Origin of the sequence: Thermogladius sp. (assembly GCF_049970955.1) — an archaeon.
Taxonomy (GTDB): domain Archaea; phylum Thermoproteota; class Thermoprotei_A; order Sulfolobales; family Desulfurococcaceae; genus Thermogladius.
In genome coordinates this window covers 55,380-81,797 of the sequence record NZ_JBMFLY010000002.1, presented here as the reverse complement: position 1 = coordinate 81,797, position 26,418 = coordinate 55,380, and the positions used below count along the sequence as shown (strand labels likewise).

Here is a 26,418-nt window from a genome sequence, read left to right as displayed (position 1 = left end):
TATCCTAATTCCTCTTAATAAAAGGCGGTTAGACCCGTACCCCTTCTACCGTAGCTTGTTAGAGTTGTTGTTGACGACCTCAGGGGCGAACCTGTACGCTACGCCGCTACTGATGACTCTCAGCACGGAGGATATCATGAAAGGCGCGTAGACGAGCCCGGTCAAGCTCGCGATCACCGAGCCCGTGAAAGAGGCTACCGAGGCTATCAGGTTTGACGACAGGTTTAGTAGCGAGATGAAGATAGGCCTCTCCTCGCTGGGCGTTATGTAGAACGTGTAGAGTGCGCCTGTGAGGTCTAGCGACGACCAGGCGAACCCGCTATAAGCCTCGGCCAAGACGGTCATCCAAGAGTTGGGTACCGTGATGTAGGCTACAGGGACGAGGCTCGTTGTAGCCATTCCCAGGCTCATGGTTCTCCTGGAGCCGCGAAAGTTCAGCCTCTTCTTCCAGAAGTCTATCGTGAAGAACTTCACCATAAGCCCCGCCATGTTCTTGAAGAGTATCACCACCTCGTTACCCCCGAGCACGTTTAGGACGAGGTAGTCCCAGAAAGGCGCCGGTATGTTGACCGAGAAGCTGAACAGCAGCTGCAACGCCAGGTACTTCGACGCGCTGCTCGAGATGGAAGGTACTCTGCTGTTTCTACTCCTCGAGTTGTTCAGGGACGGCGCTATCCCGTTACCGTCGTTGCGGTGTCCGGGGTCCTTGATGGACAGGAGCACGACGGTGGAGAAGACAGCAGCCGCTAGCGAGACGAGGTAGACTACGGTGTACGCCTCTAGCAGGTTCCTTATCGTGAGGAAGACTAGGGTGCCCGTGAGCATGGATGAAGCGATCGCGACGTAGTTGAGCTTGTTTATCCTAGCCCAGAAACCCGCGGCCTCCTCAAGGGAGACCAAGTCGCCCAGCAGGTCCCCAGCGGCTATCCCTGCTATACCACCGGCGAACTGTGTTAGCGTCGTAAGTCCGAGTAGATACTCGAAGTTGTACGGGTAGGGTAGGAGGATGCTTAGTATGGACAGTGACAGCCCGATCCTGTTCAAGGCGCCGCCAATGCTCCACAGGAGCTTCCTGTTCCTTTTAATGTAGCTCGCGAAGAAGACGCCGGGTAACTGTGAAAGGGCGTATGTGAAGATCCTTGTGGAGGTCAGAATACCGATGTCGAGGATGTCCAGGTTCAGGACTCTCAACGCGAAAGCATTCGCGAGCCCCGAGGAGAGGTTGACGGAGAAATTGTACGACGTAGTCTCGAACTGGAAATACCGCTTACTCCTCTCGGCGTCGTTGCTAGTGCCCGTCAACGTAAGCCCCTCAACTAGATGGGTATGCCGTTCACTTAAAACAGGGGTCTCTAAACCCAAGTTCAGGAGGCGAGTGGAGAGGAGTGAGAGTAGAGAAATGAGAAAAAAGGCTATAGGTCTAGCTCGCCTAAAAGCTGGTCTCTCCTAGCGATCTCTCTCCTCTTCTTGAATAGCCTTGTGGAGAAGTACCTCGCTGCGTAGTCAGGGAGTATGGTGACGACCTTCGAGCCGCTGCCGAGGTTGTACTTCTGGGCCACCTTGATCGCGGAGACCACGTTGGCGCCGCTGCTGATCCCGACCGGCAGGCCCTCCAACCTGGCAATCCTCCTCGCCATCTGAATCGCCTCGTCGCTACTGGCCGTCACGAAGTCGTCTAGGAGGTGCTTGTACCTCATTATAATGTCCGGGACGAAGCCGTCGCCTACACCCTCGATCTCGTGCCTACCCCAGGGCCCCGGCTTACCCTCCTTGAACCAGTGCGCCGCGACAGGGCACTCGGCGGGCTCTGCTCCTACAACTATCACCTTCTTGCACTCCTCCTTCAGCCTCTTGGCCACTCCTATCAGAGTCCCGCCTGTACCCACCTGGGCCACGAAGGCGTCGGGGCACCCCACCTGCTGTAGTATCTCCTTACCCGTGGTCTCGTAGTGTGCCTGCACGTTGGCCTCATCGCTCCACTGGTCGAAGAAGTAGTACTTGTCAGGGTTCTCGGCGGCGAGCTTCTTGGCCTTCTCCAACGCGAGCCCGGCATCGCTCTCTCCACCAGGCGTGAACAGGAAGTCTGCTCCGAACAGCTTCATTAACATGAACCTCTCGGCGCTCATCTCCTCGGGTATGACTATCAGGACCTTGAAGCCCATGAACGAGCCGATCGCGGAGAACGCTATACCGGTGTTACCGGTAGTCGGCACTACCAGCGTCATACCGGGCTTCAGCTCGCCCTTCTCCATAGCCTTCTTTATCATGTAGTAGGCCATCCTGTCTTTCACGCTGCCGGTCGGGTTCAAGAACTCCATTTTACCCCATATCTCGGCTTTCACGTCGCTGGGGACAGCCCTCGACAGCCTTATGATCGGCGTGTTCCCGATGCAGTCCAGTATACTGTTACAGACCTTCACCCAGCTCGCCTCGCCCTAGACTATTAACGAGGTTGAGTATAAATTGCTTACTTTCCCGTTACGCGGTGGACAAATGTAAAGAATTTTATACCAGCCCCTCTATAAAGGGTTGACAACTAAGGGTGGTGGGTATAGAGCTTGTTAGTATATACAAGCCGAAGAGCCTCAGCGACGCCCTCGAGTTCCTAGACAAGAACGCCCCCGATGTAAAGCCCATAGCGGGCGGCACAGAGCTACTGCTGCTGATAAGGGACAAGAAGATAAAGCCGCCTAAGTACCTCCTCGACTTGTACCCGTTGAAAAAGCAGCTATCCTACGTCAAGGTCGAGAACGGCATCGTGAGGATCGGCGCCTTGACCACGGTGTACGAGCTGAGCCAGAGCATCCTACACAGAGACAAGAGGTTCGCCGGGTTCGTAGACGTCTACGACAAGTTTGGGACTATGGCGCTCAGGTTCGAGGCTACGATCGGCGGCAACCTGAACGCCGCGACGCAGTACAGCGACTACATTACGCTACTGCTCGTCTTCGACGCGTCCGTTAGGCTAGAGAGCGTGAAGGGCGTGAGAGAGCTCAAGCTCAGCGAGTTCGTACTCGACAAGAGGAAGACGGCTCTCAACCCCAACGAGCTCGTCACAGAAGTGGTCTTCAGGGAACCCCCGCTGGACTCGAGCAGCTCTTTCGTCAAGTTCGATAGGAGGGAGATACTGATAGCCGGCATAGTCACCGAGGCGACCTACCTACACCTAGAGGGAGACACGATAAAGGACGTCAGGATATCCTTCGACATGGTCGCAGGTAAGAGGATCCCAGCGAGGGCTCTGAAGACCGAGGAGTTCTTGAGGGGGAAGACCTTCACGAGCGACCTACTAGAGGAGGCAGCGGAGAAGGTGCTACCCTCGGAGATGTCGAGGATTACAGACTGGTGGACAACAGCCGATTACAGGCTTGAAATGTCCAAGGTCTCTTTGAAGAGGGGTCTGAAACTCGCGTACGAGAGGGTGAAGGGGGTGAGGTAGATGGTCAAGGTCACTCTCACAGTCAACAACGTTAAGTACGAGCTCGACGTCCCTCCGCTGGAGAGGCTCATCGACACCCTCCGCTACAGGCTAGGGCTCATGAGCGTCAAAGAGGGCTGTGGTAGGGGAGAGTGCGGTAGCTGCATTGTGTTGGTCAACGGAAACCCGGTTCACAGCTGCCTCGCGTTGACTTCGAGACTGGACGGTGCTGAGATAACGACACTAGAGGGGCTGGCACCTGCCGGTAAGATGCATGCTATACAGGTGGCTTTCATTGAAGCAAGGGGTGTCCAGTGCGGGTTCTGTACACCAGGCTTCATCATGGTGACGAAGGCGCTACTGGACAGAGTCAGCGACCCCGACGATAAGACCATACGTGAGTGGCTGTCAAGCGTGTTGTGCAGGTGTGGTAGCTACCCGTATTACTTCGAGGCCGTGAAGAGGGCCGCTAAGTACCTCAAGGAGGGTAAAGTATACTTTGACGAGAGGGAGGTCAAGGAGAAGTACCACCTCAAGGTCCTCGCGAGGTGACGGGCATGAGTAAGCCCGACTACGTTGAGATCGTCGAGGAGGTGTTCTACAAGTACAAGGACAAGAAGACAGAGGAGTTCAAGTATATAGGCAAGAACGTCGTACGCTGGGACGCGATCGCCAAGATAACAGGCCAGCCGATATTCACTGCTGACCTGCTAAAGTTCGTCAAGAACCCGGTGTTCGTCTACAGCGTGAGGGCAAAGTACGCCCACGCGAAGATCAAGGGCGTTGACTACAGCGACGCCCTTAAGTATCCAGGAGTACTCGCCGTGTTCACGGCCAAAGACGTCCCCGGGATCAACGACGTCGGCTACGTGATACCAGACCAACCACTGCTCGCGGACAGGAAGGTAAGGTACATAGGCGACACCGTGGCGCTAGTAGTAGCGGAGTCTCTAGAGAACGCTAGAGAAGCGGGCGAGCTCGTACAGGTCGACTACGAGCCCCTCAAAGTCTACCTGGACCCGCTCGAGATAATCGACCCCGAGACCCTCGAGGAGAAGCCCCACGAGCTGATACACGACGAGCGCGGCACGGACATACTGACGAGGTACAAGATCAGAGTGGGTGACGTGGAGAAGGCCTTTAAGGAGGCCGCGGTGGTGGTAGAGAACAAGTACGAAACGCCGTTCCAAGAACACGCCTACTTAGAGCCCGAGGCGGCTATTGCTATACCGGAGCCCGACGGAGGCGTTACCATATACGCCAAGACTCAGTGCCCCTTCGACACTAGGAAGGCCGTGGCCAACGTCCTGGGCCTACCGTACAACATGGTCAGAGTCATAGCCCCCGCGCTAGGAGGCGGCTTCGGCGGAGCTGAAGACGTAGGCAACGAGATAGCGGCGAAGGTCGCACTCGTTGCGACCAGGCTGAAGAGGCCGGCCGTACTGATCCACACGAGGGAGGAGTCGATCATAGGCCACACGAAGAGGCACAGAACCATATCGTGGTACAGGCACGCGGCCGCCAGAGACGGGACTCTACTAGCGGTCGAGGCGAAGGTCATCTTAGACAAGGGCGCCTACGCAAGCCTCGGCCCGTTCGTGGCATGGAGAGCAGTAGTACACAGCACCGGGCCCTACAGGGTCAGGAACGCCAAAGTCGACGTAGTCGCGGTGTACACCAACAAGATACCCGGCGGTGCGTTCAGAGGGTTCGGCAACCCACAAGTCACCTTTGCGGTCGAGAGGCAGATGGACCTGCTCGCAGAAGAGCTCGGCATGGACCCAGTCGAGCTGAGGCTAAAGAACGTGCTGAGGAACGGCGACAGGACCGTACACGGCCAGCTACTAGACCACGGCGTCGGGGCGGAAGAGGTCATCAAGAAGGCTGTGGAGCTGAGCGGCTGGTACGAGAAGAGGAGACTGTACGCCTCGCTCGCAGGCCCCGTGAGGAGGGGTATAGGCATAGCGATATTCTACCACGGGAACAGCATCGGTGCCGAGGGCGCCGACTACTCCAGCGCCTCCGTGATCATTCAGAGGGACGGCTCTATAATATTCAGGACCGGCCTGACAGACATGGGCCAAGGCGCGATACAGGGCTTGATCAACATCCTCGCAGAGGTCCTGGGAGTACCGCCTCACTACATTAAAGTGGAGGCGGCCGACACGGCCGCGACGCCGGACGCCGGTCCAACGGTGGCGTCTAGGTCGACGGTCATGGGCGGCAACGCTACGCTCGTAGCCGCATACAAGCTGAGGCAGAGGCTGAACAAGCTCGCTGCGGAGCTTCTCGGCTGCGCCTCACCCGACGACGTTGTCATCGAGGCACCCAAGGTGTACTGCAAGGACGACCCGTCCCACGCGATCACCTGGAGGGAGCTAGTCGAGCAGGCCTTCTGGAAAGGCGTGCCGCTCCAGGAGTTCGGCTTCTACAGGGCGCCGCCAGCCGAGTGGGACGAGGAGACCGGTACTGGCGCGCCGTACTTCACGTACACCTTCGGTGCCGTTGTGAGCGACGTCGAGGTAGACCTCGAGACAGGCGTGGTGAGAGTAAAGGAGGCGACCACCGTCTACGACATCGGCAGGGTTATCAACAGGACCGGTGCGGAGCTTCACGCTATTGGAGGCTACATCCAGGGCATGGGCTACGCACTGATGGAGGACCTGTACTACGACTCGGCGGGTAGGCTTATGAACAACAACTTGAGCACATACCACATACCCACGGCCATGGACGTCCCCGAGAAGTTCAACGTTTACTTCGTCGAGGCCGGCTACTACCACGCGCCGTTCGGCGCGAAGGGGCTGGGCGAGCCATCTATAGTGGCTATAGCCCCCTCAATCGCCAACGCCGTGGTGAACGCCCTCAGGAGCAAGCAGGCCAACAAGCTCGTCAACAAACACCCGTTAACGCCCGACTACGTGTACGACGTTATAAAGAAGGCTGGCGTGAAGCCGTAGAGTTTTCACCAGACCTCTTTTTCTTTCATCACTCATACCCTCCCTTTCATCCACACCCTTCCTCTGTCGGCTACTATGTACACCCCGCTCTCCCTATACTCTATCTCCCCCTCGACGTAGTACACCCCCGGTGGCAGCTCTGCGTAGAGCTCCCTGTGCGTCTCGAACACGACTTCTTCACCACCAATAAACGCTCTTCTACGAGCTGGCAGTATAGGGGTCGCCCTGTCCCTCAACTCGATGACACCCCTTACGCTAGCCCTTTTTACAACCCTGTCTACGCATGTGTGCCAACCGGCTCTGTACCTATACGGTCTCAAGTTCACGACGACGCCATGTACTGACAGGTGGAGTAGCGTCCTGGCCTTCAATGCCAGGTATAGGTCGAGGTCGACCCGACCCACGTGCTTGGTGTAGTACTCTCTCAGCGAGTGCCAGAGCCCGGCCCTCTTCAAGACCCCTCTAGATACCAGTGCTTCGAGCCTTTCCACTGTAGACTCGTCAGCGCCGTATAATACGATGTCGACATCGCCGGCCTCGTGGGGGTCGACTAAATAACTCCCAGTCACCTCCATATCCTCTTCGTCGAAGTCTAGCAGATACGAGAGAAGCCGGAGGACGGGAGTTTTCAGTCCCGTGAATGGCTTTGAGACCTTGTCTAAGGGTATCAACGGCAATCTCAACTTAAGGCAGTCCCACCACGACTCGTGGGAGCTTTGAAGCCTCTCGATCTCACGGCGCTCCATTTTCCTCCTGTTGACGAGGTCGTATCTGGGGTAGGCGACGAGCCAACCGGGCTTGTGCTGGAACCCCTTCACCAACCACCCGTGGCCATCGTATACAACAAACTCTCCTTCGAGGGCCCTCAGCAGGGGTTTACCTGTGGGTGTCGTATATGTGGACCCCCTTCTCCACCCACTCCCAGCCGAGGCCGTAGAACTTGCTTAAGACCTCTGGCACGAGCACTTCTTCGGGGGGACCGTAGGCGTACAGCGTCTTGTTCAGTATGAGGATCATCTTAGTCCACTTCACCATGATCAATGGGTCGTGGGACGTGACTATTATTAACTTCTCCTCGCTCAGCCTTCCGAGGATCTCTGCCAACAGCGCCCTACCCTGAGGGTCTATGTTCGCCAGCGGCTCGTCGAGGAGGAGTATAGGTGGGTCGGCAACGAGCGTCCTCGCAAGGAAGACTCTCTGCCTCTCCCCACCAGAAAGCTCAGACACCCTCTTATGCCACAACTCCTCGGTCAAGCCGGCCCTCAAGAGGGCGTTTCTAACGGCCTTGCTGTCTCTCTTGAATAGCCGGGGCCAAGGCCTATACAGTCTATAACAGCAGTCCACGAGCTCCCAGACCGTAAAAGGCGCGTTCAACTCCAACTCGGAGGTCTGGGGCATGTACCCGACCCTCCCCTTCAACATTTCAGGCTTAGACGTGACGTCGACGTCATCTATCAAGACCCTCCCCTTGACGGGCTTAACAAACCCAAGTATTGCCAGGAGGAGAGTGGTCTTACCGGCGCCATTAGGGCCTATGACCTGAACCAACCCCGGCCCTTTAAAATCCACGTTCAAGTCGCTTAAGACAAGCGTGTTATCCCGTTTGACCGTCAAATCAACAAGCGTGATCTCCACTACTCGGACCACCCTGACGTATTCTAATTGTGCACAAGCCTTTTAAACCCACACAATAGATTGTGCACAACGGGGTTGCCCGTGAGGTACCTCGCCATCGTTGCTATTAGTTTAGTCGCGGTAGTACTGCTTGCTAGTGCTCCTGGTAGCGCCGCTACTAATAGAACTATCCGGGTAATTACGACGTTTCCAGGACTTAAGTACGACGTCCAGAACCTAGTTTGTGAAGGGGACGTTGTTGAAAGCTTGTTACCCCCCGGTGTAGACCCGCACGAGTACTCGTTAACGCCGGGAGACATAGCTAAGTTGCAGCAAGCCGACTTGATCGTATCTACAGGTCACACTGGCTTCGAGCAGAAGATAGAAGAACTCTGGAGGAGTGGAGTGATCAAGGGAGTGCTAATCGATGTGCTCGAGATACCAGGGCTTACGATCTTCACCAACCCATCTACTGGGCAGCCAGACTACCACATGCCAATATACTACCCTCTAAACTACATTGCCTTCGTTAGAAACGTCTCCGAGACCCTCGCCTCTTTGAACCCAGCGGCGTCCCAGTGTTATATGAGCAGGGCTCTAAACGTTACCGCCCGTGTAGCCGGCTTGTACGTGTCGACGCCCCCTCTCAGAGGTAAGGCCATTGGAGACCTGCCTTACACGGTCTACGTCGCTAAATGGCTCGGGCTCGACATGGTTGGCCTAGTGATGAAGGAGGAGGGCCTACCCGCCACACCGGGCGAGCTCTCCACGTACCAGGAAATGATGAGAAACGGCAGTATTGCGTACGTGCTCGTGACAGCTTATGGAAGCGGTAACCCGACGGCCTCGACTCGGTTGGAGAGTGTGGCTGCTTCATACGGCGTAAAAGTAATAAAGCTGTATGGCGCGATCTACCCCAACTCCATCCTCGACAAGCTGGCCTACGTCTACACCCAGATCGCCAACACGTCGCTGACCACGGCTACGGAGACCGTACACGAGATTACGCCGTCCGGGCCCTCGTGGTTAGGCGTTATCATGATAGTCCTAGCCGCAGTGGTGCTAGTTGGCCTCGCGGTATACCTCTTGGTGAGCCGTAGATGAAGCAAGAACTCGTGTTAGCCGGCTTACTAACCGCTACTCTACTCTACGCGCTCGGCCTCTCGACGATGTACAACCCCCTGTGGGTCTTAGTGATGGTATCCGCATCGGTCGGCTTCGCGATCGTGAGCGTTATCGTTGCCTACAGGAGGCTCTTCTTCCTAGCCTCTGAGATGCCGCACGTCAGCTTTCTAGCTGTGACGCTGGGGATTTACTTATCGTATGTTCTGTGGAGGGGGTTGGAGATCGTTCTCTCCATAGTAGTGGGTCTTGGGCTGACCTACATAGTCGGCTACATGATACACAGGCGTGTAGACCCCTCTATTGCCACATCGGTCTTCGTAGGCTCCACTACATCGCTAAGCGTACTGGCAGCGTACTTTGTCTTAACGAGAGTACCCGTGGCGTACAACATAGCGAGTCTGATAATTGGAGACCCGCTACTAGCTACCTACAGCGACGTGATTACATGCGTACTCGCGACCGTCCTTACACTAGCAGCGTTTATCTTCACATACCACGAGCAGGCCTCGATAGGTTTGGACAGAGTCGCGGTCAAGATCGCAGGGGTTGACACGAGGGTCTACGACCTCTTGGCGTACACCCTCCTCGGCGTCAACACCGTTGGCATGTTGAAAATCGCAGGGTATATCATGGAACACGTTTTCATACTTATGCCCCCAGCAATCGCGTTCTCTCTTGCGAGGAGCTACAGGGGGGCGGTCTACATAGCGGTAGTATCGAGTCTTGTCGCCAGCTTGGTAGGCCTTCACCTGAGCATCCTGCTCAACCTGGCGCCCACGGGCATGGCCGGCTTAATAATGCTCCTAATGTACATTGCTAGCTTACTGGTGAAGAGGGCGTGAAGAGGAGGAGATTTGGCGTAAGCCTACCCGAGGAGCTGGCCTGCGAGCTTGACAAAATATCGAGAGAGTGCGGGTTAGACAGGTCTAGCGTGGTAGCAACGGCTTTGGAGAAGTACGTTGAAGACATGTCCCACTTTAAGAACAAGCACGAGTGTCTAGGCGTCTGCATAGCTGTAACCGAGGGGGAGCCCAGCCTTAGGCTGGAGGAGTTCAAGGACATAGTCGTTAGCTACTATCACAACCACACGAGAGGGGTGTGCCTCAACATATTCGTCTTTCGAGGGGACTCGAACAAAGTCCTAGAGCTGTACTACAGGCTTGGGAAGAGCTCGAGGAAGACAGTACTGGTTCCGCTACACTAAGCGTTAAAAGTGGCGCTCCCACCCCTTGCGCGAGTGATCAGGCTAAGCTCTCTATGTTCTTCGGGATCCCTGGGTCCAGCCTCCCCAACTTCTTCTTCAACTCCTCTATTAGCGGCTTTGACAAGTTGTAGACGCCACCCTTGTACTCCAGGTACCCCGCTGTTATGAGCCTCGATATGACTCTCGAGACCTCTCTCTCTATAACCACGTCGTCTAACTCGGGTACCAGGTCTTTCTCCCCTCTCGAAGCCCTCCTCTTAACCTCCTCCCTCAGTTCGATCAGAGCTATGATCTCCCCCACGCTGATGTTCTTGATGAAGTACTCCATCACGATTCTCTCTAGCCTCCCCATCGACAAAACGTCTTTGAGCCTGACCTCGCCCGGCACGTTCGACCCCCGCTAGTAGAACCACGTGTTGTAGTACGTGGGCTCGTTGACCATGAAACTCTTGTTTCTAAACGCCGCGCACACGTTTCTTAGAATACACTTGTCGCACTCCGGCTTGTCTCTTAAGCAGACCGTCCTTCCGTGGAGCCAGAAGAAGTCGTCTAAGGCGCTGGCCCGGATGCCCGCCGCGCTCGACAGGTGCCTGTAAGCCAGCCTCACCGTTAACCTCAGTAACACGTCCTCGTCGCGGGAGATCTCGACCCCCCGTTTTATCTTGTCCCAGAGCTCGCCTGAGACGACGACCAGGCCGATCCTAATAGCCTGCCTGGTCAGGTGGTTGTCTACAGCTACATCGAGCTCGTCTACTGGGTTGAACAAGCCGCGCCCAGCCAGGAATTTCGCTAGGAGCATGGTCTTCTTCTCGACGGGGTCCTCGAAGGCCCTGAAAACCCTCATGAGGTCGACCAGGCCCTGCTCGCTCGGGGTCCCCCTCAACCTCCCTCCAGCGGACTTTATGAGTTTTGTTACCTGGCCGTCCCAAAGCCTTGTCAGCTTAAACCCGAGGTCCCGTAGCAGCAACGCCCTGACCTCTGGGTCTGGCGGCGTGGCACCCCCTACGCTCAACCACTTCACCACGTCTTCAACCTTGACCTCCGCAAGCCTCGCGGGGTCGAAGAAAGAGGGGTCTTCGTCGAACTTCAACTTGCCGAGCCTGTACAAAAGGTCGGCCCCGTGGTAGCAGCCGTCTTCCAGGCAGGCCTCGTAGGGCCTTCCAGGCCTACTAAGCCTGTGATCCATGGCCACCATGACGACGAAGTACCTTGCAACGCTCTCCTCGTCTGCCGTAGCCGGTGGGTAGAAGCGCTGGTCGTAGAGGTCGAGTCTGGGTAGGTTGATTGAATGCTTTTTGAGAACCCTTCCGACCTTCTCGACAGCTCTCCTGTCGATACCCACTAGATCCATTGAGGGCGCCCTACTAACCGGTCACGCTGTACCTGTACTCAACTATATTAATCGACGGCTCGTTTTTAAACCAGACGTGGGGGTCGAGGAACACGGCTCGACGCGACTCTACAGACCCGACGAAAGTCTCCTGCCCGAATACCGCCGTTTCTGCTCTGAGGCTGCCCACAACCGCCTTCTTGGAGACGACCAGCTCGGCGGAGACGGCGTCCACCACGACTTTACCTCTAAGCCCGAGTAAGAAGGCCTTCACACAGTCGACCCTCTTCAGCCTGACGAGCCCCCCGGCCGCTAGGATGAGGCAGGTGTCACCTACAACCCAGTCGCCCGAGCCGGACCCGTGGAGTAGAACAGTATCGGCTACGCACAACCCTCTGATCTTGAATCTACCGAAGTGGACTATCTCCTTGTCCTTCACGTTCTCGAAGACTCTCGTTCCGAAGGTTATCATACGACCACTTTAGCCGGTCAGCGACCTCGCGATCAGCCTAGCCCTGACGACGCTTTCTCTGGCCTCGACCAGATTTTGATATATCTGGAAGACGACCCCCTTCGACGTCTCTGTATCGAGTGTGAGCCTAGCTACCAGCTCCTCAATCTTGTCTATCGAGTCTATGGCCCTATCTAGCAGCTTGACCAGCTCCTCTACTTCCTGCAAGGCTGAACCCTATCTTTAAACCCTGGTTGAAGGCTCTTAAATTAGCCTCCGCCGCTCTGCCTGAGAAGAGGGTTTTTATCGCCTCCTCCACCTTGGCCGGGCCGACCACTCTCCTCAGCCTCTCGTCGACCGCGAGGGATATTCCGAGGAGGAGCGTGTTCGAGTAGAGAGTGGAGCCGGCCACCTGTTTCGCCTCGCTGTCGGCGTCGTAAACGTAGACTGACCCGTCAAAGGCCTTGCGCAGCGCCCCCTCTATGACGTCTAGTCCAGGCGGGTTCGTGAGAGGAGGGGGCAGCCTTAGGCGGTTGACTACCAGGACAGCCCCTCTCCTTGCATAGGACAGGTACCTCAGCGCTTCTAGAGCTTCCAGCGCTATTACGTGGTCTGCCTCGCCGACGGGTATCAGCGGGGCGTCCTTGTTGTTCAGCCTCACGTGGACTGCCAGGCTTCCACCCCTCTGGCTCAGACCGTGGGTCTCAGCGACCGTAACATCGATGCCCGAGAGTGTTGACGCCCACGCTATCAGGCTCCCCAGCGTGAGGACTCCTTGACCGCCGACCCCGACTATCAGCACGTTGAGCCTCCCGGACACCTCAACCCGCCCCCTCGACGAACCTCTCGCTGTACAGTTTCTCCCAGCCCTCACCACCCGGTCTTTTCACGTAAATTGCCTTGAACGGGCAAACGTGCGCGCACAGGCCGCAACCAAGGCACATGTCCTCCAATATAACCGGCTTCTTTGCCCCCTCTGGAACGACTATAGCTGGACACGCGACGAGGTTTACACACGCCATGCAGGCCGTGCACTTGCTCTCGTCTATGGCGTAGACGGGGAGCATAATACCCGTCTCCCTTGAAAGCCTGTACGCCTCGAGCGAGCACCTCATCCTCGATACTACAGCGACCTTCTCACCGTTCAGGTAGTCCTGGAAGGCCCTAACAACCGTCTCGATAGATTCTCTGATCCTCAACGGGTTGATGACATAGACCCTGAACCCAACGGACCTCAGTACGTCCGCTATTTCGACGACCGGCGCACGACTACCCGTCGCGGAGAGCCCTGTACCCGGGTGCGGCTGGTGGCCCGTCATAGCCGTAGTGTAGTTGTCAAGCACGACTATCATGGCCCTGCCGCTGTTGTAGACTATGTTTACAGAGCCTGGTATACCCGCGTGGAAGAATGTCGAGTCGCCTATCACCGCCACAACGGGGTCCTCAACTACCTTACTGATGCCGTGTGCTATGCCGATCGAGCCCCCCATCTCGAAGCACGTCATTTGCGTCTCGAAGGGCTTCTGGTAGCCGAGCGTGTAGCACCCTATGTCGCCCGTGTACACGACGTTTCTCAACTTCAGTTTGTTCGCCGCTATCTTTAGGACGTAGAAAGTCATCCTGTGGGGGCAGCCTGGGCACATGACCGGGGGTCTCGGCGGTACCATAGCCTGCTCCTCAACCTTGAGCGGGGGCGGGGGCGTATACTCGATCCCCAGGAACTTGGCTACACCCGGTAGGACCCTGTCTGTGCTGAGCTCTCCGCTCTCCGGGATCAGCTCCTTGCCCAGAACCCTGGCCCGAACCCCGTGCTTCCCTAGAACACTCCTCACGTTAGTCTCGACAACAGGGTCGAGCTCCTCTACGACGAGGATCTCTTCTGCTTCACCAGCTATGTTAAGTACAGGCTTAACCGGTAGTGGCACTGTGAGGTTCAGTTTCAAGACCGTAACCTCGCTCCAGGCCCCGAGCCTCTCGAGCGACTCGGATACGTAGGCGAAAGCGAGACCAGAGGCTATGATAGCTTTGCGTTTACCCGGGTTCAGGACCTCGACTAGTGGGGGTCCCCAGTCCGCTTCCTCAATACTCCTCCACACCTTCAGCGCCCTCTCCTTCATTAGCCGCGCGTGCGCCGGGATCAAGACCCAACGCGTCAAGTCTTTGTCGAACACCCCCCTGCAGACCCTCGTTATTGGTATGTTGTCCTCGAGCTCCACGTACTGCCGGCTGTGGCTAACGCGGGTTGTAGTCCTAAACATCACAGGCTGCTGGTACTTCTCGCTCAACCCTAGAGCGACCTTGACGAGCTTGTACGCCTCTCTCACGCTACTCGGCTCCACCACCGGGATGTGGGCCAGGTACCCGTACCATCTGTTGTCTTGCTCGTTCTGGCTGCTGTGCGCGCTGGGGTCGTCAGCTGAAACGACCAAGAAACCGGCCTTGGTACCCGAGTAGCCGCTGCTAACGAGTATGTCGGCAGCGACGTTCACCCCCACGTGCTTCATGGCGGTGAGGCTCCTCACCCCGGCGATGGCCGCGGCGTAGGCGGACTCGTAGGCCACTTTCTCGTTGACACTCCACTCAGCTATGACCCCAACGTCCTCTGCGACCTCTGCTACGGACTCGAGAATCTCGGTAGAAGGCGTGCCCGGGTATGCCGCGAAGTAGCAGACGCCGGCCTCAAGGGCGCCCCTCGCTATAGCCTCGTTGCCCATGTAGAGTACTCTACTCCCCTTCTCGGCGAGCAGCGCCTTTACCGGTATGCCCACCACCTTAAAAGGTCTATGCCCGTGTAAACTTAATAGCCGGTCAAGCTATTTAACCTTCGGCAAAAAATTGTGGGATTTGCTTATAATCAAAGTTTAAATATCTGTTATCCCACTACCTTATATTGGGTGAGACGTATGGTTAATGGTAAAGTCATACATGAAGATAATGACGTGATCGTCGCTATAGCTCCGAGAGACGAGGAGCTACCGGACATGGTGCTAGAGGCGATCAAGAAGAAGGGGCGTCCAATGTACTTCGACGAGATCGTGAAGGAGTTCAGCGGTCTAGCCGGTGAGGACAGGGTTAGGAAGGCTGTAAACCACCTCCTGGCCTTGAAAGCCATCATGGAGTACCCGGACGGAAGTCTCGGACTACCGGGCATGAAGTGGGAGCCTAGGAGAACGAGGAAGAGGAGGAGGAAGAGGACGCCGAAGCTGATGTCCGTAGACCAGGAGCCCAGGTTCTACTACCTGCCACCAGAACAATAGCCCTAGACGGACGCCTACTCTCGCACAGTCTCGTTTTTTTTACACTACTTCTTCCTCCTACTCTTGGGCTTATACTGCCTACCGATACTGGGCTTGTAGTCCCTGCACTTCTCTTCCAGGCCTAGAATAGTGATCCCGTACCTGTACTGGAGTTCGCACAAGAAGTGGTCTGGAACTACTGCGAGCGCCCCCCTGTTCGTCTTCACGACTAACGTCTTGTCGGTGAGGCGCTCTACGTTAGCCGTCTCCGAAACCCAGTCCAGGAAGATAGGGAGCCTTGTCGTGTTCAGGAAACCCCTCTTCCTCTCAATGCCGTACTCGTCTACGATTTTGTCTCCCACCCGGACGCCGTCCTTGCAGACTCCGTTGGCTTCGCACTCTATCCTCTTGAACGACGGACTACTAGCTATCTTGCTCAGGACGTCCACTGCTATGGTGGCCTTCTGCTCGGCCTCCACCTCCTTGGAAACCTCTGCTTTCTTCGCCATTTTCTCCTCGGTGAAAGCCCTTACGATCTCCTCGATACTCGAAAGCCCTGTCTCGCGATCACCAGCGCTATCCGGCTGGCTGGCCTGGGCCGGTTCGGCCTTCTTGAGAAACTCCGTCAGCGGCTTATACTTCACCTTGCCGCCTTTACTGGTCTTCAAGTATACCATCCATCAAGAGACTTTATACCGCGAGACTTTAAATAAGGCGAAGCCGGGCGTAGAACTGGCCTACCCCCGCCACCTATACAGGTGGCATCCCCACCCTGTCCGGGGAAATCGATGGATACCGTGAGCGAACTACTAGACAATCCCCGGGTATAGGTGGGGCTTAGGGGGTATCTGGCCTCATAATAATTATACACCCAGCATCCTTTATAAATTTTGATCGGCTCCTATTTGGTGGTGTCAGAGATGAGGCTTTGCGGCTGGGTACTGCGGAGTAAGACGATCGGTAAGGTTGTGATCGTCGAGGTGTCGGGTGGAGACGTCAGGCCGTATGTTCTAGTAGGTAAACAGGACGTGAACCCAGACCTGTACAAAACCTTGAGTAACCTGCCTCTGGGCTCGGCTGTCTGCTTCGAAGGCGAGCCTGCTAAGGAGCAGAAGAGCAAGAGGGGCACGGAGTTCGAGGTGAAGTCTATCAAAGTTTACGCCGAGCCTGTTGAGCCCTTACCCGTCGAGCTAGTGGGCAAAGTGCCGTCTCTGCTAGAGACCAGGATTAAGTACAGGTGGCTACTTCTAAGGAACCCCGCCGAGAAGGCCATATTCAGGATCAGGCAGAGCATTGTCCAGGCGGCCAGGGAGTACCTGTTAAACAACGGCTTCATGGAAGTCCACACCCCCAAGATAGTCGCCGCGGGCGCGGAGGGCGGTGCCACCTTATTCAAGGTCCAGTACTTCGAAAGAGAGGCTTACTTGAGCCAGAGCCCCCAGTTGTACAAACAGATACTCGTGTCCTCCATCCCGAGGGTTTTCGAAATAACCCCCTACTTCAGAGCCGAGAAGTTCAACACTGTGAGACACTTGAACGAGTCTTGGGGTATCGACGTCGAGCAGGGCTTTATAGAGGGCGTGGAGGACGTAATGAACACGCTAGAGAACCTGGTCGCCTACATTATCAACTACGTCAGGGACAGAAACAAAGAGGAGCTCGAGGTCCTCGGGGTAGAGCTACCCCGCGTCTCCACCCCGTTTAAGCGCCTCAAATTCGAGGAAGCAGTGGACATACTTCGGAGCAACGGAATAGAGGTACCCGAGGGAGAGGACCTGAGCGACCACGCGGAGAGGGAGCTGGGGAAGATCATGTCCGAGAAGGGACACGACCTCTACTTCATAGTAGGCTTCCCGTGGCAGTCCACAGGGTTCTACTACATGAGAGAAGAGGACGGTTACCACACGAGGAAGTTCGATCTCGACTTCAGAGGGCTCGAGATCGCGAGCGGTGGGCAGAGAGAGCACAGGTACGACAAGCTCGTCGAGGCGCTGAGATTAAAGGGTCTAGACCCGGCCAACTTCTCGTTCTACTTGGAAGCGTTCAAGTACGGCATGCCGCCTCACGGCGGCTTCGGGCTGGGTATCGAAAGGCTCATGATGCAGATGCTGGGGTTAAGCAACATCAGGGAAGCGGTGCTCTTCGTTAGGGACAGGACAAGGCTGGTCCCATAAGGATATCTAGCCTCTTACCCCCCTTGGTCCACGGCACGCGGTGTAAGCCTTATTTGTGGCCGTAAATATACACTAGTAGGGTGTCCTACGTTTGGATAAAGTGAGGGCTCTCGAGAGGTTGAAGAGGAAGCTCACGGTCGAGAACCTCTGGTTGTACGTGATAAGGGTATTGCTCGACAGCCAAACGCCTATGAGAGCCTACGACGTCCGGAAGCAGATCAAGTCGAGGTTCAATATCAACCCGCCGGCCATAACCGTCTACACGGTAGTCTACAGGATGCACAGGGAGGGCCTTATAGCCAGGGTCACGGGTGGGGACGAGACGTATTATAAGGTGACCGAGAAGGGGATTGAGGCGTTTAACCAGGGGCTGAAGTTCCTAGAGGAGACGCTTAGGGCTCTAGGTGGTCTGAAATGAGGGTCGTGGTAATAGGTCAGGGCATGGCGGCCTCGTACTTGGAGGTGGGCCTTGAGAGGCTGAAGAGGAACGAGATACCCGACTACGGTGTGCCTTTGAGAGACTGGATCCCGGTCAAGTACGACGAGATCGAGATCGTTGCCGCCTACGACGTCGACGAGAGGAAGATAGGCAAGACGGCCTACGAGCTAGCGAGGGAGTACTTTAACTCTTCGAGCATCCCCGGCAGGCTGAAGGAGATCCAGGTGAGGAGGGGGATACACCTTGGCAGTTTGAAGGGGTTGCCGTACAAGGCTAGGGGGCTCGAGGAGAAATACGGGCTCGAAAAGTCTATAGAGATGCTCGTAGACGAGTGGAAGAGCTTCAACGCCGACGTGTTCTTAAACGTGATTACCACGGAGCCCGTGGAGCCAATCCACAACGTGGGCGAGCTCGAGGCGAGGGTGAAAGAGGGCTACCTGACCGCGTCCCAGGCGTACGCTTACGCCGTTGCACAGTACGCTAGGAGGGTTAAACCGGCTGTTTTCATCAACGCTATACCCTCGCCCATCGCGACCGACCAGGCCTTCGTAGACCTGTACAAGGCAAGCAACGCGGTGGTGTTCGGGGACGACGCGGCCACGGGCGCGACGCCCCTGACAGCGGACTTGTTAGAGCACTTGTTCCAGCGGAACAGGAGAGTCCTAGCCATCGCGCAGTTCAACATCGGGGGCAACACCGACTTCCTGGCCCTAACAGAGCCCGAGAGGAACATCATGAAGAAGAAGACCAAGAGCAGCATGGTGTCCGACATACTGGGTTACGAAGCCCCGAACTACATCAGGCCTACAGGTTTCTTGGAGCCGCTCGGGGACAAAAAGTTCGTCGCCATGATCATCGAGTATATGAGCTTTGGAGATTTCAAGGACGAGATCTACGTGATAATGAGGGTGAACGACAAGCCAGCAATAGTCGGCGTATTAATAGACCTTATACGGCTGGGCAAAATAGCGCTGGAGAGGGGGTTGTACGGGACGGTCTACGAAGTAAACGCGTTCTACACGAAGAGGCCCGGCCCGCCCGGTGTTAAGGCCATAAGCAAGGTCAAGGCGTTCTACAGGCTATTGGACTGGTTAGGGATAAAAGACCCGAGGGGAATCTAGAGAGTGTTCCAGTATAGGTGTAGGGGTTGAGAGTCGTCTTAATAGGCCCGCCGGGGGCCGGCAAAGGGACTTACTCGGAGTACTTTACGAAGAAGTACTGTATACCGCACATCAGCACCGGCGACATCTTCAGGGCCGAGGTAGCCAAGAAGTCTGAGCTGGGCCTGAAAGTGAAAGAGTACCTAGACAGGGGAGAGCTCGTACCAGACGAGATCGTAGTCGAAGTGGTGAAGAGGCGGTTGAGCGAGCCTGACACCAAGCGCGGCTTTATCTTGGACGGGTTCCCGAGGACGATTAAGCAGGCCCAGGAGCTGGAGAAGATCACCCCTCTAGACGCCGCTATACACATTTACATCTCAGAGGAAGAGGCGGTGAGAAGGCTGAGCAACAGGTATGTCTGCCCGGTCTGCGGGAGGGTCTACAACCTCACTTACAACCCCCCTAAGAACGACTTGACGTGCGACTACGACGGGGCAAAGCTGGTGAGGAGGAGTGACGACGAGCCAGAGGTCATAAGGAGGAGGTACCAGGTGTACTACCAGACGTTCAGCCCGATCATAGAGTACTACAAGGAGAAGAGGTTGCTGGTAGAGATAGACAACACCATAGGGAGCGACAAGGGAATCCCGCTACTCGAGAGGATACTGGTCGACAAGGGTATTCTCAGGATAAAGCCCTGTGTAACGTGAAGTGGTCGAAGACTTGATACTGAGATTAGTCTACTTCGAGCCCAGGCTGGAGTCCACCTCGGAGGTAAAGGTTTTCAGCCTCCAGTCCTTTGTGCCGGGTGGAGGGCCCGGGGGCAGGGTTCTGATCGATAGGTACAGAACCGGCTTCAAAGGCCTTCTCCTACAGCCTGTGGGCGCGGATAGCGTCTTTTTAGTAGGGCCGGGCACCAAGGTGAGGATCAAGGAGCCCAGCCAGAGGTTCTGCTTGTGGCACACGGGCGACATCGCGGAGAAGGACGACCCGCTTTCTCGTAAGTACTGTGTAGAGACAGTCGTGACCCCGCAGGGTTTCTGCCCGAAGCACCGTAACACGCTTAGGGCGCTCTACACTCTGTGCTTCACGCTAGGAGGCACTGGTAGCTTGGAATACTGCAGGCAGCTAGACAAGGCTCTAGCGGGGGAGGGTAGGTACTCTGTGTACGCCACGGTACTCCACGGCAAGGTCAAGGTAGGCTCTACCAGGTCGTGGAGGTACATCGAGAGGCTCGCTGAGCAGCCTCACAGTGTCAGCACCGTCATAGCTGAGACCACGAGTTCGTACGAGGCGAGAAGTCTCGAGCTCAGACTAGGAAGGACCGGCGGGCTGACGGAGCACTTGAGGTTTGAATTGAGGAAGGTACTAGAAGAGGACTTGGCCAGAGACGTTAACGTGCTGGTCAACAAGCTCAGGAAGCTGTCGCAGCAGGGGCTTGCACTCGAAGTCGGAAAACTCGTTAAAGTAGACGCTGACGACCCAGCCTTACTAAGGGCTGTCTCCGAGAGGAAGGTTAGCGAGCTGTCTGATAAGACGCTGGAACTCGTCAGCTATTATTCGGGTTACATAGTGTTCTACGACCCTGCTGAGAGCGCTTACGCGGCTGTGCGCGCGAATCAGCTACTACACGGCGATAGTGTAGTGGTGTTGAGTTGAAGAAGAGCATTGACCAGGCGATCAGGTTGCTCAGGATATTGGTGGAGGGAAGGGAGGTCTACTTCAGTGGCGACTACTTGAACAGCGAGGGTAGAAAGCTCCTAGAGGAGGCGGTCAGGAACATACTACGCGATGCCCCCTTTCTCAAGAGGCGGGTGGTCAAAGTCCGTAAGAAGGGCGACTACGACAGCGTACTGTCGTTAGTAGAAGACTTATTGAGCCTCCAGTCAAGCGAGGACTTCAGAGACCCTTAACAGGCAACAAGGCGGGCGTTTAGACGGGTCAGGCCCTGTTCCTACGTAGAGAGGGCAAGCAGTTGCCGCAGAACGAGTTCACGTTTGCGTCGTTCATGTATGTGTGGCAGTTGGGGGCGTCGTTCTTGAGAGGTATCATGAAGTCGCTGGGAAGTCTGCCGTAGTGTATCTCTACCTCGTCTACGTCCTCCCCTATGTATTTGATGAATGACACGAGGCTGGCGATCTCCCTCTTATCTCTGCCGTAGACCATTGCTAAGACCTCGTTGTCGTTGACCACCATCACTCCTAGAACCCGGTTACACATGGTCAAGACCCGTATGATAGCCTCTCTTTTCCCACCCTTTATCCTGAGGAGAGCGGCCTCGCTTCCCAGCATTCTGGCTGAGAAGAGGGGCTTGAATTGGAGCATGTCTTTGTCGATGAGTCTCTTCAACTTGTTTCTAATCGAGGTAGGGCTCAGCCCGGTCTTCTTGGATATGGCGGATATGTTAGCCCTCGTATTCTGTATAAGAGAGGCGATAAGCCTCTTGTCGTCGCTGTTTGAGTTTTGTTCCATAGCATTCCCATGGATAATGTTTACAATAAAAGTGTTATATATCTTGACCGTCTATCCTAGTAGTCAGTAAGGGTTTTAGTGGATGGGGCTTAGGCAGGCTTACTCATATATAACGGGATCGGGCTACCTGATCGAGAAGGAGAGAGAGGTCAAACTTATACTAGCAGCGCTGATAGCCAGGGGCCATGTCCTGATCGAGGGCGTTCCAGGCGTAGCCAAGACAACCATAGCGAAAACAATAGCGAGGACTCTATCGCTCGACTTTAAGAGAGTCCAGATGACCCCAGACCTGCTCCCGATGGACATAATAGGGTACAAGATCTTCGACCAGAAGACAGCCGAGTTCAAATTCGTGAAAGGCCCTATCTTCACCAACATCCTACTCGTGGACGAGATCAATAGGGCTTCGCCGAGGACCCAGTCAGCTCTACTAGAGGCTATGCAGGAGAGGCAGGTCACCATTGAGGGCGAAACATTCCGGTTAGACGAGCCTTTCATCGTCCTAGCTACGCAGAACCCTATTGAGATGGAGGGCGTATTCCCACTCCCCGAGGCGCAGCTGGACAGGTTCTTGGTGAAAATCGAGACTGGGTACCCGAGTACGAAAGGGTTTGTCGAGATGTTGAAGAAGGTCGACGAGATAGAGGCGTGGGTCGAGTCGATCAAGCCGGTCGTGACTAAAGAAGAGGTCTTGAACGAGATAAAGAGCGCGAGAGACGTCAAGGTCGACGAGGCGATTTACCAGTACATCGCTAATTTAGTCGAGGAGACTAGGAGACACCACGCGGTGAGGCTCGGCGCCTCTCCTCGCTCTGGGATCGCCATCCTGAGAATGGCCAAGGCCGTGGCGTATCTCGAGGGGCGGAACTACGTCATACCGGACGACGTGAAGCAGGTCCTCGTCCCGACTCTATCCCACAGGATAATCCTGAAGCCGGAGTACGAGGTAGAGGGGTTGACCGCGAGTAGAGTTGTCGAGGAGATAGCTAACAGGGTACCGGTGCCTAGGCCTTGACTAGAGGCGTGGTAGTCTTTCTAGTCCTTCTATACGTCTCTTTGTCCACCGTGGCGAGCGCTCAGGCTCTCGAGACCTACAGGCACACCCCCGGCTTCACGGGCTCCAGCCTCAGCGACTGGCAGGAGATAATAAGCTCGCTCCAATCAGGCAATTTGAGCGCCTCGGAGGCTCAGAAGGCCGCTAGCACTATAGGAACGCTGATAAACCAGACCTCTCAACTGGGCGCCTCGAGCTCCTCTCTAAACCAGTCGCTCGAGGTACTGTACTCCTACTTCCACCTCTCTTCGGGGAACTATACCGAGAGCGACATACTCAACGCACTGTCTCTGCTTAACAACACAGATGTGAAAAACATGCTTACATCACTCTTTTTCTCCTACATGTTCGAGAACAGGAGTGTCTCTGAGAGCGATATATTAAGCGCCCTCGAAAGGATCGAGACGCTTTGGAGGCAAGGCAAGCTGACGCCCGCCGACTACGCCCTGGCTCTAAAACTCCTCTCTATACTGGCCCGCTCAGAGGGATACACGAACTTGTCGGATAGACTCGACTCGGAGTCTATGAGAGTAGCGGCTGACGCGTTAAAGGCTTTAACCAGCCAGCTACCGAACCTCATCCCCCCATACCTAGGTCAGCCCCAAACCCCAACAAGCGGCGTGAGGATAGGGGGGCTCCCTAGCGCGGCGTTTCCGCTACTGAGCTACCTGTCTATCCCGGAGGGGTTACAGACCATCGTACTAGTTGCAACGGTTGTTGCGACCTCGATTCTGCTATCTTACTTGGCCCCGAGGCTGGTGGGTAAGGTGAGTGCTCTCTGGTCTCCGACCGCGAGGAGAGTGAAGAGGCTGATCGCGCATGCTGGGAGGTGGGGAGAGGCAGTGGAGTACTACTGGAGAGCGGTGGCGAAAGTTGAGAGAGCGACAGGTGTTAGGCTCTCACCAAGCAACACTCACCGCGAGTACTACAACGCCGTGAAGAGCGCGCTGGGAGGGCTGTCACAGTCTTTCGGAAGGCTCACGGAGATCTACGAGGCGAGGAGGTACGCGGGCGACTCCAGGAGGGACCTCGACGAGGAGGCCCGCAGGCTATACGGTGATCTAGTTGCCAAACTATAGGAGTCTCCTAGTCGCGGCTGTCCCCCGGCTGGTCGCGCTCGCTCTAGTCTACTACACGGTCATAGTAAACTTCAACCTTCCCGCCATCAATTTCGCCGGCATGGGGCTGGTCTCGACACTCACGGTTGTGATCGCGTGGGGCCTGGTAGTCGTGACTATTGTGACAGCATCGCCGCAGTTTTACGGTATCACTCTAATCTTCTTGTCCCTGCTACCCGCCGGCCGCGACCTTAAGTTGATTGTAACCGCGCTTGCGGGCTATTTCGTCTTGCTGTTCGTCGACAACCTCGTCTCGAACTACAACATCAACCAGTATGGATGGATAAAGTACAGGCAGGGAAGCGGCCACCTGGCTGTTTTCCAAGTACTCTTATTCGTCGCTTCGCTGTCGGGGGTCGCGTTCCTTATTTCAAGGCTGTGGGTTCTGTACTACGAGACGCTTACTTCGACGGCGGCGTCCGGCTTAGGCATACTGCTCACGTCTACGTACTTGTTTAAGTTGCTTCTTCTGATCGCGGTAGTAGTCTACGCGCTTTACACCGCTAGAGAGTTCTTCACAGTCTTCTTCTTCTACATGAAGCCCAACGCCAAGATGGCGCTGAGCATCTTGCTAGACGAGGAGTCGATCAACGTGTTTTACAACCCCGTGTTTGGGAGCCTGAGAGGAATGATCATCGCGAGCGCGTTCGCCCCGCTCCTATACCAGCCCATATACGAGGTCTTTGGAGACTACCTGGCGGGACAGCTCTACTTCCTCAAGGAATACGCCCCTGTGGTTTCAAGTGTCGTGCTAGCGTTGGTCTCCTGGATACTAGTCACTATTGTCTTGAGGGGTCTGGACTCTATTTTGATGGACACCCCCCGCCAGCTACTTGCGGCATCCCTGGTCATGTTGGCGGTAACGTACGCGGGGGGCGTATACTACACTTTCAAGGCCACCGGCGATCTCTGGCTGTCTCTCATGCACCCCGACTTCGAGACGTGGTCCCTAAGCGTCGTCTCGGCTTACCAGAGCTACTACACCGTGTTTTATAGCTTGGTAGAGTATATACCCAAGATGTTGGGTGCTGTGCCTTGAGGCAGATAGTGAGGTTCCTGGTCTACCTGGTAATAGGAGTAGTCCTGTTGTCGCTGTCTATACTAACGCTCCTCTGGAGTATCGGGTACATGCAGGCTGGTTTTGTTGCCACGAGCCTGCTGAGCGCTCTTGTAGGTTTCACGCTACTCTCGGCCGGCTTGTACATTCTGCGTATATCGGCGTACGTGTACGCTCTAGAGAAGGGAGGCGGAGTTGAGCGAGTGGAGGGTAAGAGTTAGAAGCACGCTCTCTATTTTCCTGATACTGTCTCTGGTGGCAATAGGGCTCATCTCTCTAGCTGAGAAGGGAGGGCCTGGACTACCAGTTTTCAAGGGGGCGGCCCCTTTCAACACCGGCGAAATAGGCACGTCTAGCCTAGTAGAGATGCTGAGGGAGAGGTACGGTAGCGTATACGTCATCACGAATTTGTCCGAGCTGGCCAACCTACCCCTATCCGGGAGCTGTCTCTTCGTAACGGTATCCCCCGAGAGGCCATACACAGAGGCCGAGGCGAACGAAATACTGAGCTCGCTGGCCAGGTGTAGGGACATAAAACTGCTGATAGCCGACGAGAACACCACATCCAACGCACTGCTCAAGGCCGCCGGGGCACCTCTAAGGGTCGCAGAGGTCGTTGTGCTAGTTCAGCAGAGCGGCCTAATCCGGTTGGTCTACGACCCTTCAACGCGGCAGTACCTGCCTCCTTACCCGGTGTCCAGGTTCAACGTGGCGGGCAAGGTATACGATATAGTCCTAGACGTAGCCTCCTACATCAAAGTAGGCGAGGGCAACGCGACAGTTTTCGGAGAGTACTACGTCGGCAACAAGACCCTCGTCTCGGGGGCTGTCGCGTGGTCTAGTATCACATTGGATGGGCAAAAGAGAGACGTCGAAACGGTAGTCTTGTCCGACGGCTCTGTTTTCCTGAACCAGGTCATAGATCGAAACGAGACCTACAGGCAGTTCGCCCTGGACCTATTCCAGGGCATCTGTGGAACCGGGGGGTGCCAGATAGTTTTCGACGCTAGCAGATACACACTTATCCCCCTAACTGACATAATGAACAACATCAACGGCATTACGCCGCTCTACGTATCTTTCCCAACCCTTCTAGGCATGATAATAGCGAACCTAATCCACCCTTCGACGTGGTTCGAGCCCCTTCTCGACTACTCCAACAGCTTGCTGAAACAGGCCATACAAAACCAGCTGGTGGCCTCGGTTTTCTCGGTTCTTCTCGCTTTGCTCGCGTTCGTGTACTTCTCAAGGGGCGAGAGCTTCATACGGGATAGGCCGATGAGCGAGGAGAGGCTCGTGGAGGTGGCGTACGCTGCGAACATCAGAGAGGAGATCGTGAGGGGGAAGCTGAAACTCGGGAAAGAGGACTTTAAGTCCCTCTACGAGCTGGTTGACCAGGTCATGTTGAGCGTCTACGGGCTGGGCTTGAAGGATGCCGAGCTGGTCAAGAGGTTGTCCGAAGTCGCCGGCCCCGAGAAGGCGAGGAGGTACGTTGACGCCATGAACAAGCTATACGGGAAGGCGACAGGTGCCCGTAGAACGCCTATCGTGTTGTCGTGGCATAGGACGGTCCTGAAGTACGCGAGGGAGAGCGACGAAGTGCTCTCGAAGATAGGAGTTAGCCTGATGAAAGTAGAGGTGCTAGAGAAGATAGCGAGGCGGTGAG

Annotated in this window: 30 protein-coding genes; 18 read left to right on the top strand and 12 right to left on the bottom strand. The window is 55.8% G+C overall.

Annotated features, from left to right (window positions below; genetic code table 11):
* Window positions 1-45: 45 nt before the first annotated feature.
* Together ACP5VX_RS01445 and ACP5VX_RS01440 are read right to left on the bottom strand one after the other, a co-directional pair.
* Complete coding sequence (locus ACP5VX_RS01445) at window positions 46-1,302, bottom strand: hypothetical protein (protein WP_428724119.1); 1,257 nt, start codon at window positions 1,300-1,302, stop codon at window positions 46-48.
* Window positions 1,303-1,412: 110 nt separating this feature from the next.
* Complete coding sequence (locus tag ACP5VX_RS01440) at window positions 1,413-2,420, bottom strand: PLP-dependent cysteine synthase family protein (protein ID WP_428724118.1); 1,008 nt, start codon at window positions 2,418-2,420, stop codon at window positions 1,413-1,415.
* Between the two features lie 122 nt (window positions 2,421-2,542).
* On the opposite strand from ACP5VX_RS01440, the gene ACP5VX_RS01435 reads away from it, so the two are divergent.
* The 3 genes from ACP5VX_RS01435 to ACP5VX_RS01425 are packed head-to-tail and all read left to right on the top strand — an operon-like array spanning window position 2,543 to window position 6,378.
* Window positions 2,543-3,439 (top strand): FAD binding domain-containing protein, encoded by an 897-nt coding sequence (locus ACP5VX_RS01435; RefSeq protein ID WP_428724117.1) that lies wholly within the window; start codon window positions 2,543-2,545, stop codon window positions 3,437-3,439.
* Window positions 3,440-3,970, top strand: coding sequence for a (2Fe-2S)-binding protein (locus ACP5VX_RS01430; RefSeq protein WP_428724116.1), 531 nt, complete (start codon window positions 3,440-3,442; stop codon window positions 3,968-3,970).
* A 5-nt stretch (window positions 3,971-3,975) separates the two neighbouring features.
* A complete protein-coding gene (locus ACP5VX_RS01425; protein WP_428724115.1) occupies window positions 3,976-6,378 on the top strand; it encodes a xanthine dehydrogenase family protein molybdopterin-binding subunit in 2,403 nt (800 codons plus the stop codon).
* Between the two features lie 32 nt (window positions 6,379-6,410).
* On the opposite strand, the gene ACP5VX_RS01420 is transcribed toward ACP5VX_RS01425, so the two are convergent.
* Together ACP5VX_RS01420 and ACP5VX_RS01415 are read right to left on the bottom strand one after the other, a co-directional pair.
* Window positions 6,411-7,196 (bottom strand): hypothetical protein, encoded by a 786-nt coding sequence (locus tag ACP5VX_RS01420; RefSeq protein ID WP_428724114.1) that lies wholly within the window; start codon window positions 7,194-7,196, stop codon window positions 6,411-6,413.
* A gap of 58 nt (window positions 7,197-7,254) precedes the next feature.
* A complete protein-coding gene (locus tag ACP5VX_RS01415) occupies window positions 7,255-8,013 on the bottom strand; it encodes a metal ABC transporter ATP-binding protein (protein WP_428724113.1) in 759 nt (252 codons plus the stop codon).
* Between the two features lie 81 nt (window positions 8,014-8,094).
* Here ACP5VX_RS01415 and ACP5VX_RS01410 point away from each other — a divergent pair, with 81 nt between their 5' ends.
* From ACP5VX_RS01410 to ACP5VX_RS01400, 3 genes are read left to right on the top strand one after another with little or no spacing between them, the layout of a single operon-like run.
* Entirely contained in the window at window positions 8,095-9,096 is a 1,002-nt protein-coding gene (locus ACP5VX_RS01410; protein WP_428724112.1) for a metal ABC transporter substrate-binding protein, read from the top strand.
* Entirely contained in the window at window positions 9,093-9,959 is an 867-nt protein-coding gene (locus ACP5VX_RS01405; protein WP_428724111.1) for a metal ABC transporter permease, read from the top strand. Before ACP5VX_RS01410 ends, ACP5VX_RS01405 begins: the two co-directional genes overlap by 4 nt.
* On the top strand, window positions 9,956-10,321 hold the full coding sequence (locus ACP5VX_RS01400) for a CopG family ribbon-helix-helix protein (RefSeq protein WP_428724110.1): 366 nt from the start codon (window positions 9,956-9,958) through the stop codon (window positions 10,319-10,321). The genes ACP5VX_RS01405 and ACP5VX_RS01400 overlap by 4 nt, the downstream gene beginning before the upstream one ends.
* Window positions 10,322-10,358: 37 nt before the next feature.
* On the opposite strand, the gene ACP5VX_RS01395 is transcribed toward ACP5VX_RS01400, so the two are convergent.
* The 6 genes from ACP5VX_RS01395 to iorA are packed head-to-tail and all read right to left on the bottom strand — an operon-like array spanning window position 10,359 to window position 14,873.
* Window positions 10,359-10,709 carry a PolB1-binding protein PBP2 family protein gene (locus ACP5VX_RS01395; RefSeq protein ID WP_428724109.1) on the bottom strand — a complete coding sequence of 117 codons (351 nt, stop codon included), beginning with the start codon at window positions 10,707-10,709 and terminating at the stop codon, window positions 10,359-10,361.
* 12 nt (window positions 10,710-10,721) lie between these two features.
* A complete protein-coding gene (locus ACP5VX_RS01390; protein ID WP_428724108.1) occupies window positions 10,722-11,672 on the bottom strand; it encodes an iron-sulfur cluster loop in 951 nt (316 codons plus the stop codon).
* A gap of 13 nt (window positions 11,673-11,685) precedes the next feature.
* On the bottom strand, window positions 11,686-12,123 hold the full coding sequence (locus ACP5VX_RS01385) for a hypothetical protein (protein ID WP_428724107.1): 438 nt from the start codon (window positions 12,121-12,123) through the stop codon (window positions 11,686-11,688).
* A gap of 9 nt (window positions 12,124-12,132) precedes the next feature.
* The gene (locus ACP5VX_RS01380; protein ID WP_428724106.1) at window positions 12,133-12,330 is read right to left on the bottom strand and encodes a hypothetical protein; all 198 of its coding nucleotides are present in this window, start codon (window positions 12,328-12,330) and stop codon (window positions 12,133-12,135) included.
* Window positions 12,293-12,922: an indolepyruvate oxidoreductase subunit beta gene (locus tag ACP5VX_RS01375; protein ID WP_428724105.1), complete on the bottom strand. Its 630-nt coding sequence runs from the start codon at window positions 12,920-12,922 to the stop codon at window positions 12,293-12,295. Before ACP5VX_RS01375 ends, ACP5VX_RS01380 begins: the two co-directional genes overlap by 38 nt.
* 1 nt (window position 12,923) lies before the next feature.
* The gene (gene iorA, locus ACP5VX_RS01370) at window positions 12,924-14,873 is read right to left on the bottom strand and encodes an indolepyruvate ferredoxin oxidoreductase subunit alpha (RefSeq protein WP_428724104.1); all 1,950 of its coding nucleotides are present in this window, start codon (window positions 14,871-14,873) and stop codon (window positions 12,924-12,926) included.
* A 132-nt stretch (window positions 14,874-15,005) separates the two neighbouring features.
* Between iorA and ACP5VX_RS01365 the strand changes: the two genes are divergently transcribed.
* The gene (locus ACP5VX_RS01365; protein WP_428724103.1) at window positions 15,006-15,359 is read left to right on the top strand and encodes a hypothetical protein; all 354 of its coding nucleotides are present in this window, start codon (window positions 15,006-15,008) and stop codon (window positions 15,357-15,359) included.
* 44 nt (window positions 15,360-15,403) lie between these two features.
* On the opposite strand, the gene ACP5VX_RS01360 is transcribed toward ACP5VX_RS01365, so the two are convergent.
* On the bottom strand, window positions 15,404-16,006 hold the full coding sequence (locus ACP5VX_RS01360) for a hypothetical protein (protein ID WP_428724102.1): 603 nt from the start codon (window positions 16,004-16,006) through the stop codon (window positions 15,404-15,406).
* A gap of 252 nt (window positions 16,007-16,258) precedes the next feature.
* On the opposite strand from ACP5VX_RS01360, the gene aspS reads away from it, so the two are divergent.
* The 6 genes from aspS to ACP5VX_RS01330 all read left to right on the top strand — a co-directional run bounded on the left by aspS (window position 16,259) and on the right by ACP5VX_RS01330 (window position 20,964).
* A complete protein-coding gene (gene aspS / locus ACP5VX_RS01355) occupies window positions 16,259-17,512 on the top strand; it encodes an aspartate--tRNA(Asn) ligase (protein ID WP_428724137.1) in 1,254 nt (417 codons plus the stop codon).
* A gap of 100 nt (window positions 17,513-17,612) precedes the next feature.
* Window positions 17,613-17,930 carry a PadR family transcriptional regulator gene (locus tag ACP5VX_RS01350; RefSeq protein WP_428724136.1) on the top strand — a complete coding sequence of 106 codons (318 nt, stop codon included), beginning with the start codon at window positions 17,613-17,615 and terminating at the stop codon, window positions 17,928-17,930.
* Window positions 17,927-19,072, top strand: a complete 1,146-nt coding sequence (locus ACP5VX_RS01345; protein WP_428724101.1) for an inositol-3-phosphate synthase — start codon at window positions 17,927-17,929, stop codon at window positions 19,070-19,072. The genes ACP5VX_RS01350 and ACP5VX_RS01345 overlap by 4 nt, the downstream gene beginning before the upstream one ends.
* Window positions 19,073-19,098: 26 nt before the next feature.
* Window positions 19,099-19,761 carry an adenylate kinase gene (locus ACP5VX_RS01340; protein WP_428724100.1) on the top strand — a complete coding sequence of 221 codons (663 nt, stop codon included), beginning with the start codon at window positions 19,099-19,101 and terminating at the stop codon, window positions 19,759-19,761.
* 13 nt (window positions 19,762-19,774) lie between these two features.
* Window positions 19,775-20,710: a hypothetical protein gene (locus ACP5VX_RS01335; RefSeq protein WP_428724099.1), complete on the top strand. Its 936-nt coding sequence runs from the start codon at window positions 19,775-19,777 to the stop codon at window positions 20,708-20,710.
* Complete coding sequence (locus ACP5VX_RS01330; protein ID WP_428724098.1) at window positions 20,707-20,964, top strand: hypothetical protein; 258 nt, start codon at window positions 20,707-20,709, stop codon at window positions 20,962-20,964. Before ACP5VX_RS01335 ends, ACP5VX_RS01330 begins: the two co-directional genes overlap by 4 nt.
* 28 nt (window positions 20,965-20,992) lie before the next feature.
* Here ACP5VX_RS01330 and ACP5VX_RS01325 read toward each other — a convergent pair whose 3' ends face one another.
* Window positions 20,993-21,523 carry an AsnC family transcriptional regulator gene (locus tag ACP5VX_RS01325; protein ID WP_428724097.1) on the bottom strand — a complete coding sequence of 177 codons (531 nt, stop codon included), beginning with the start codon at window positions 21,521-21,523 and terminating at the stop codon, window positions 20,993-20,995.
* An 82-nt stretch (window positions 21,524-21,605) separates the two neighbouring features.
* Between ACP5VX_RS01325 and ACP5VX_RS01320 the strand changes: the two genes are divergently transcribed.
* The 5 genes from ACP5VX_RS01320 to ACP5VX_RS01300 are packed head-to-tail and all read left to right on the top strand — an operon-like array spanning window position 21,606 to window position 26,417.
* Window positions 21,606-22,538 carry an AAA family ATPase gene (locus ACP5VX_RS01320; RefSeq protein ID WP_428724096.1) on the top strand — a complete coding sequence of 311 codons (933 nt, stop codon included), beginning with the start codon at window positions 21,606-21,608 and terminating at the stop codon, window positions 22,536-22,538.
* Window positions 22,535-23,656, top strand: coding sequence for a DUF4129 domain-containing protein (locus ACP5VX_RS01315; protein WP_428724095.1), 1,122 nt, complete (start codon window positions 22,535-22,537; stop codon window positions 23,654-23,656). The genes ACP5VX_RS01320 and ACP5VX_RS01315 overlap by 4 nt, the downstream gene beginning before the upstream one ends.
* The gene (locus ACP5VX_RS01310; RefSeq protein WP_428724094.1) at window positions 23,643-24,734 is read left to right on the top strand and encodes a hypothetical protein; all 1,092 of its coding nucleotides are present in this window, start codon (window positions 23,643-23,645) and stop codon (window positions 24,732-24,734) included. Before ACP5VX_RS01315 ends, ACP5VX_RS01310 begins: the two co-directional genes overlap by 14 nt.
* Entirely contained in the window at window positions 24,731-24,973 is a 243-nt protein-coding gene (locus tag ACP5VX_RS01305; RefSeq protein WP_428724093.1) for a hypothetical protein, read from the top strand. Before ACP5VX_RS01310 ends, ACP5VX_RS01305 begins: the two co-directional genes overlap by 4 nt.
* A complete protein-coding gene (locus ACP5VX_RS01300; RefSeq protein WP_428724092.1) occupies window positions 24,948-26,417 on the top strand; it encodes a DUF4350 domain-containing protein in 1,470 nt (489 codons plus the stop codon). The genes ACP5VX_RS01305 and ACP5VX_RS01300 overlap by 26 nt, the downstream gene beginning before the upstream one ends.
* Window position 26,418 lies beyond the last annotated feature (1 nt).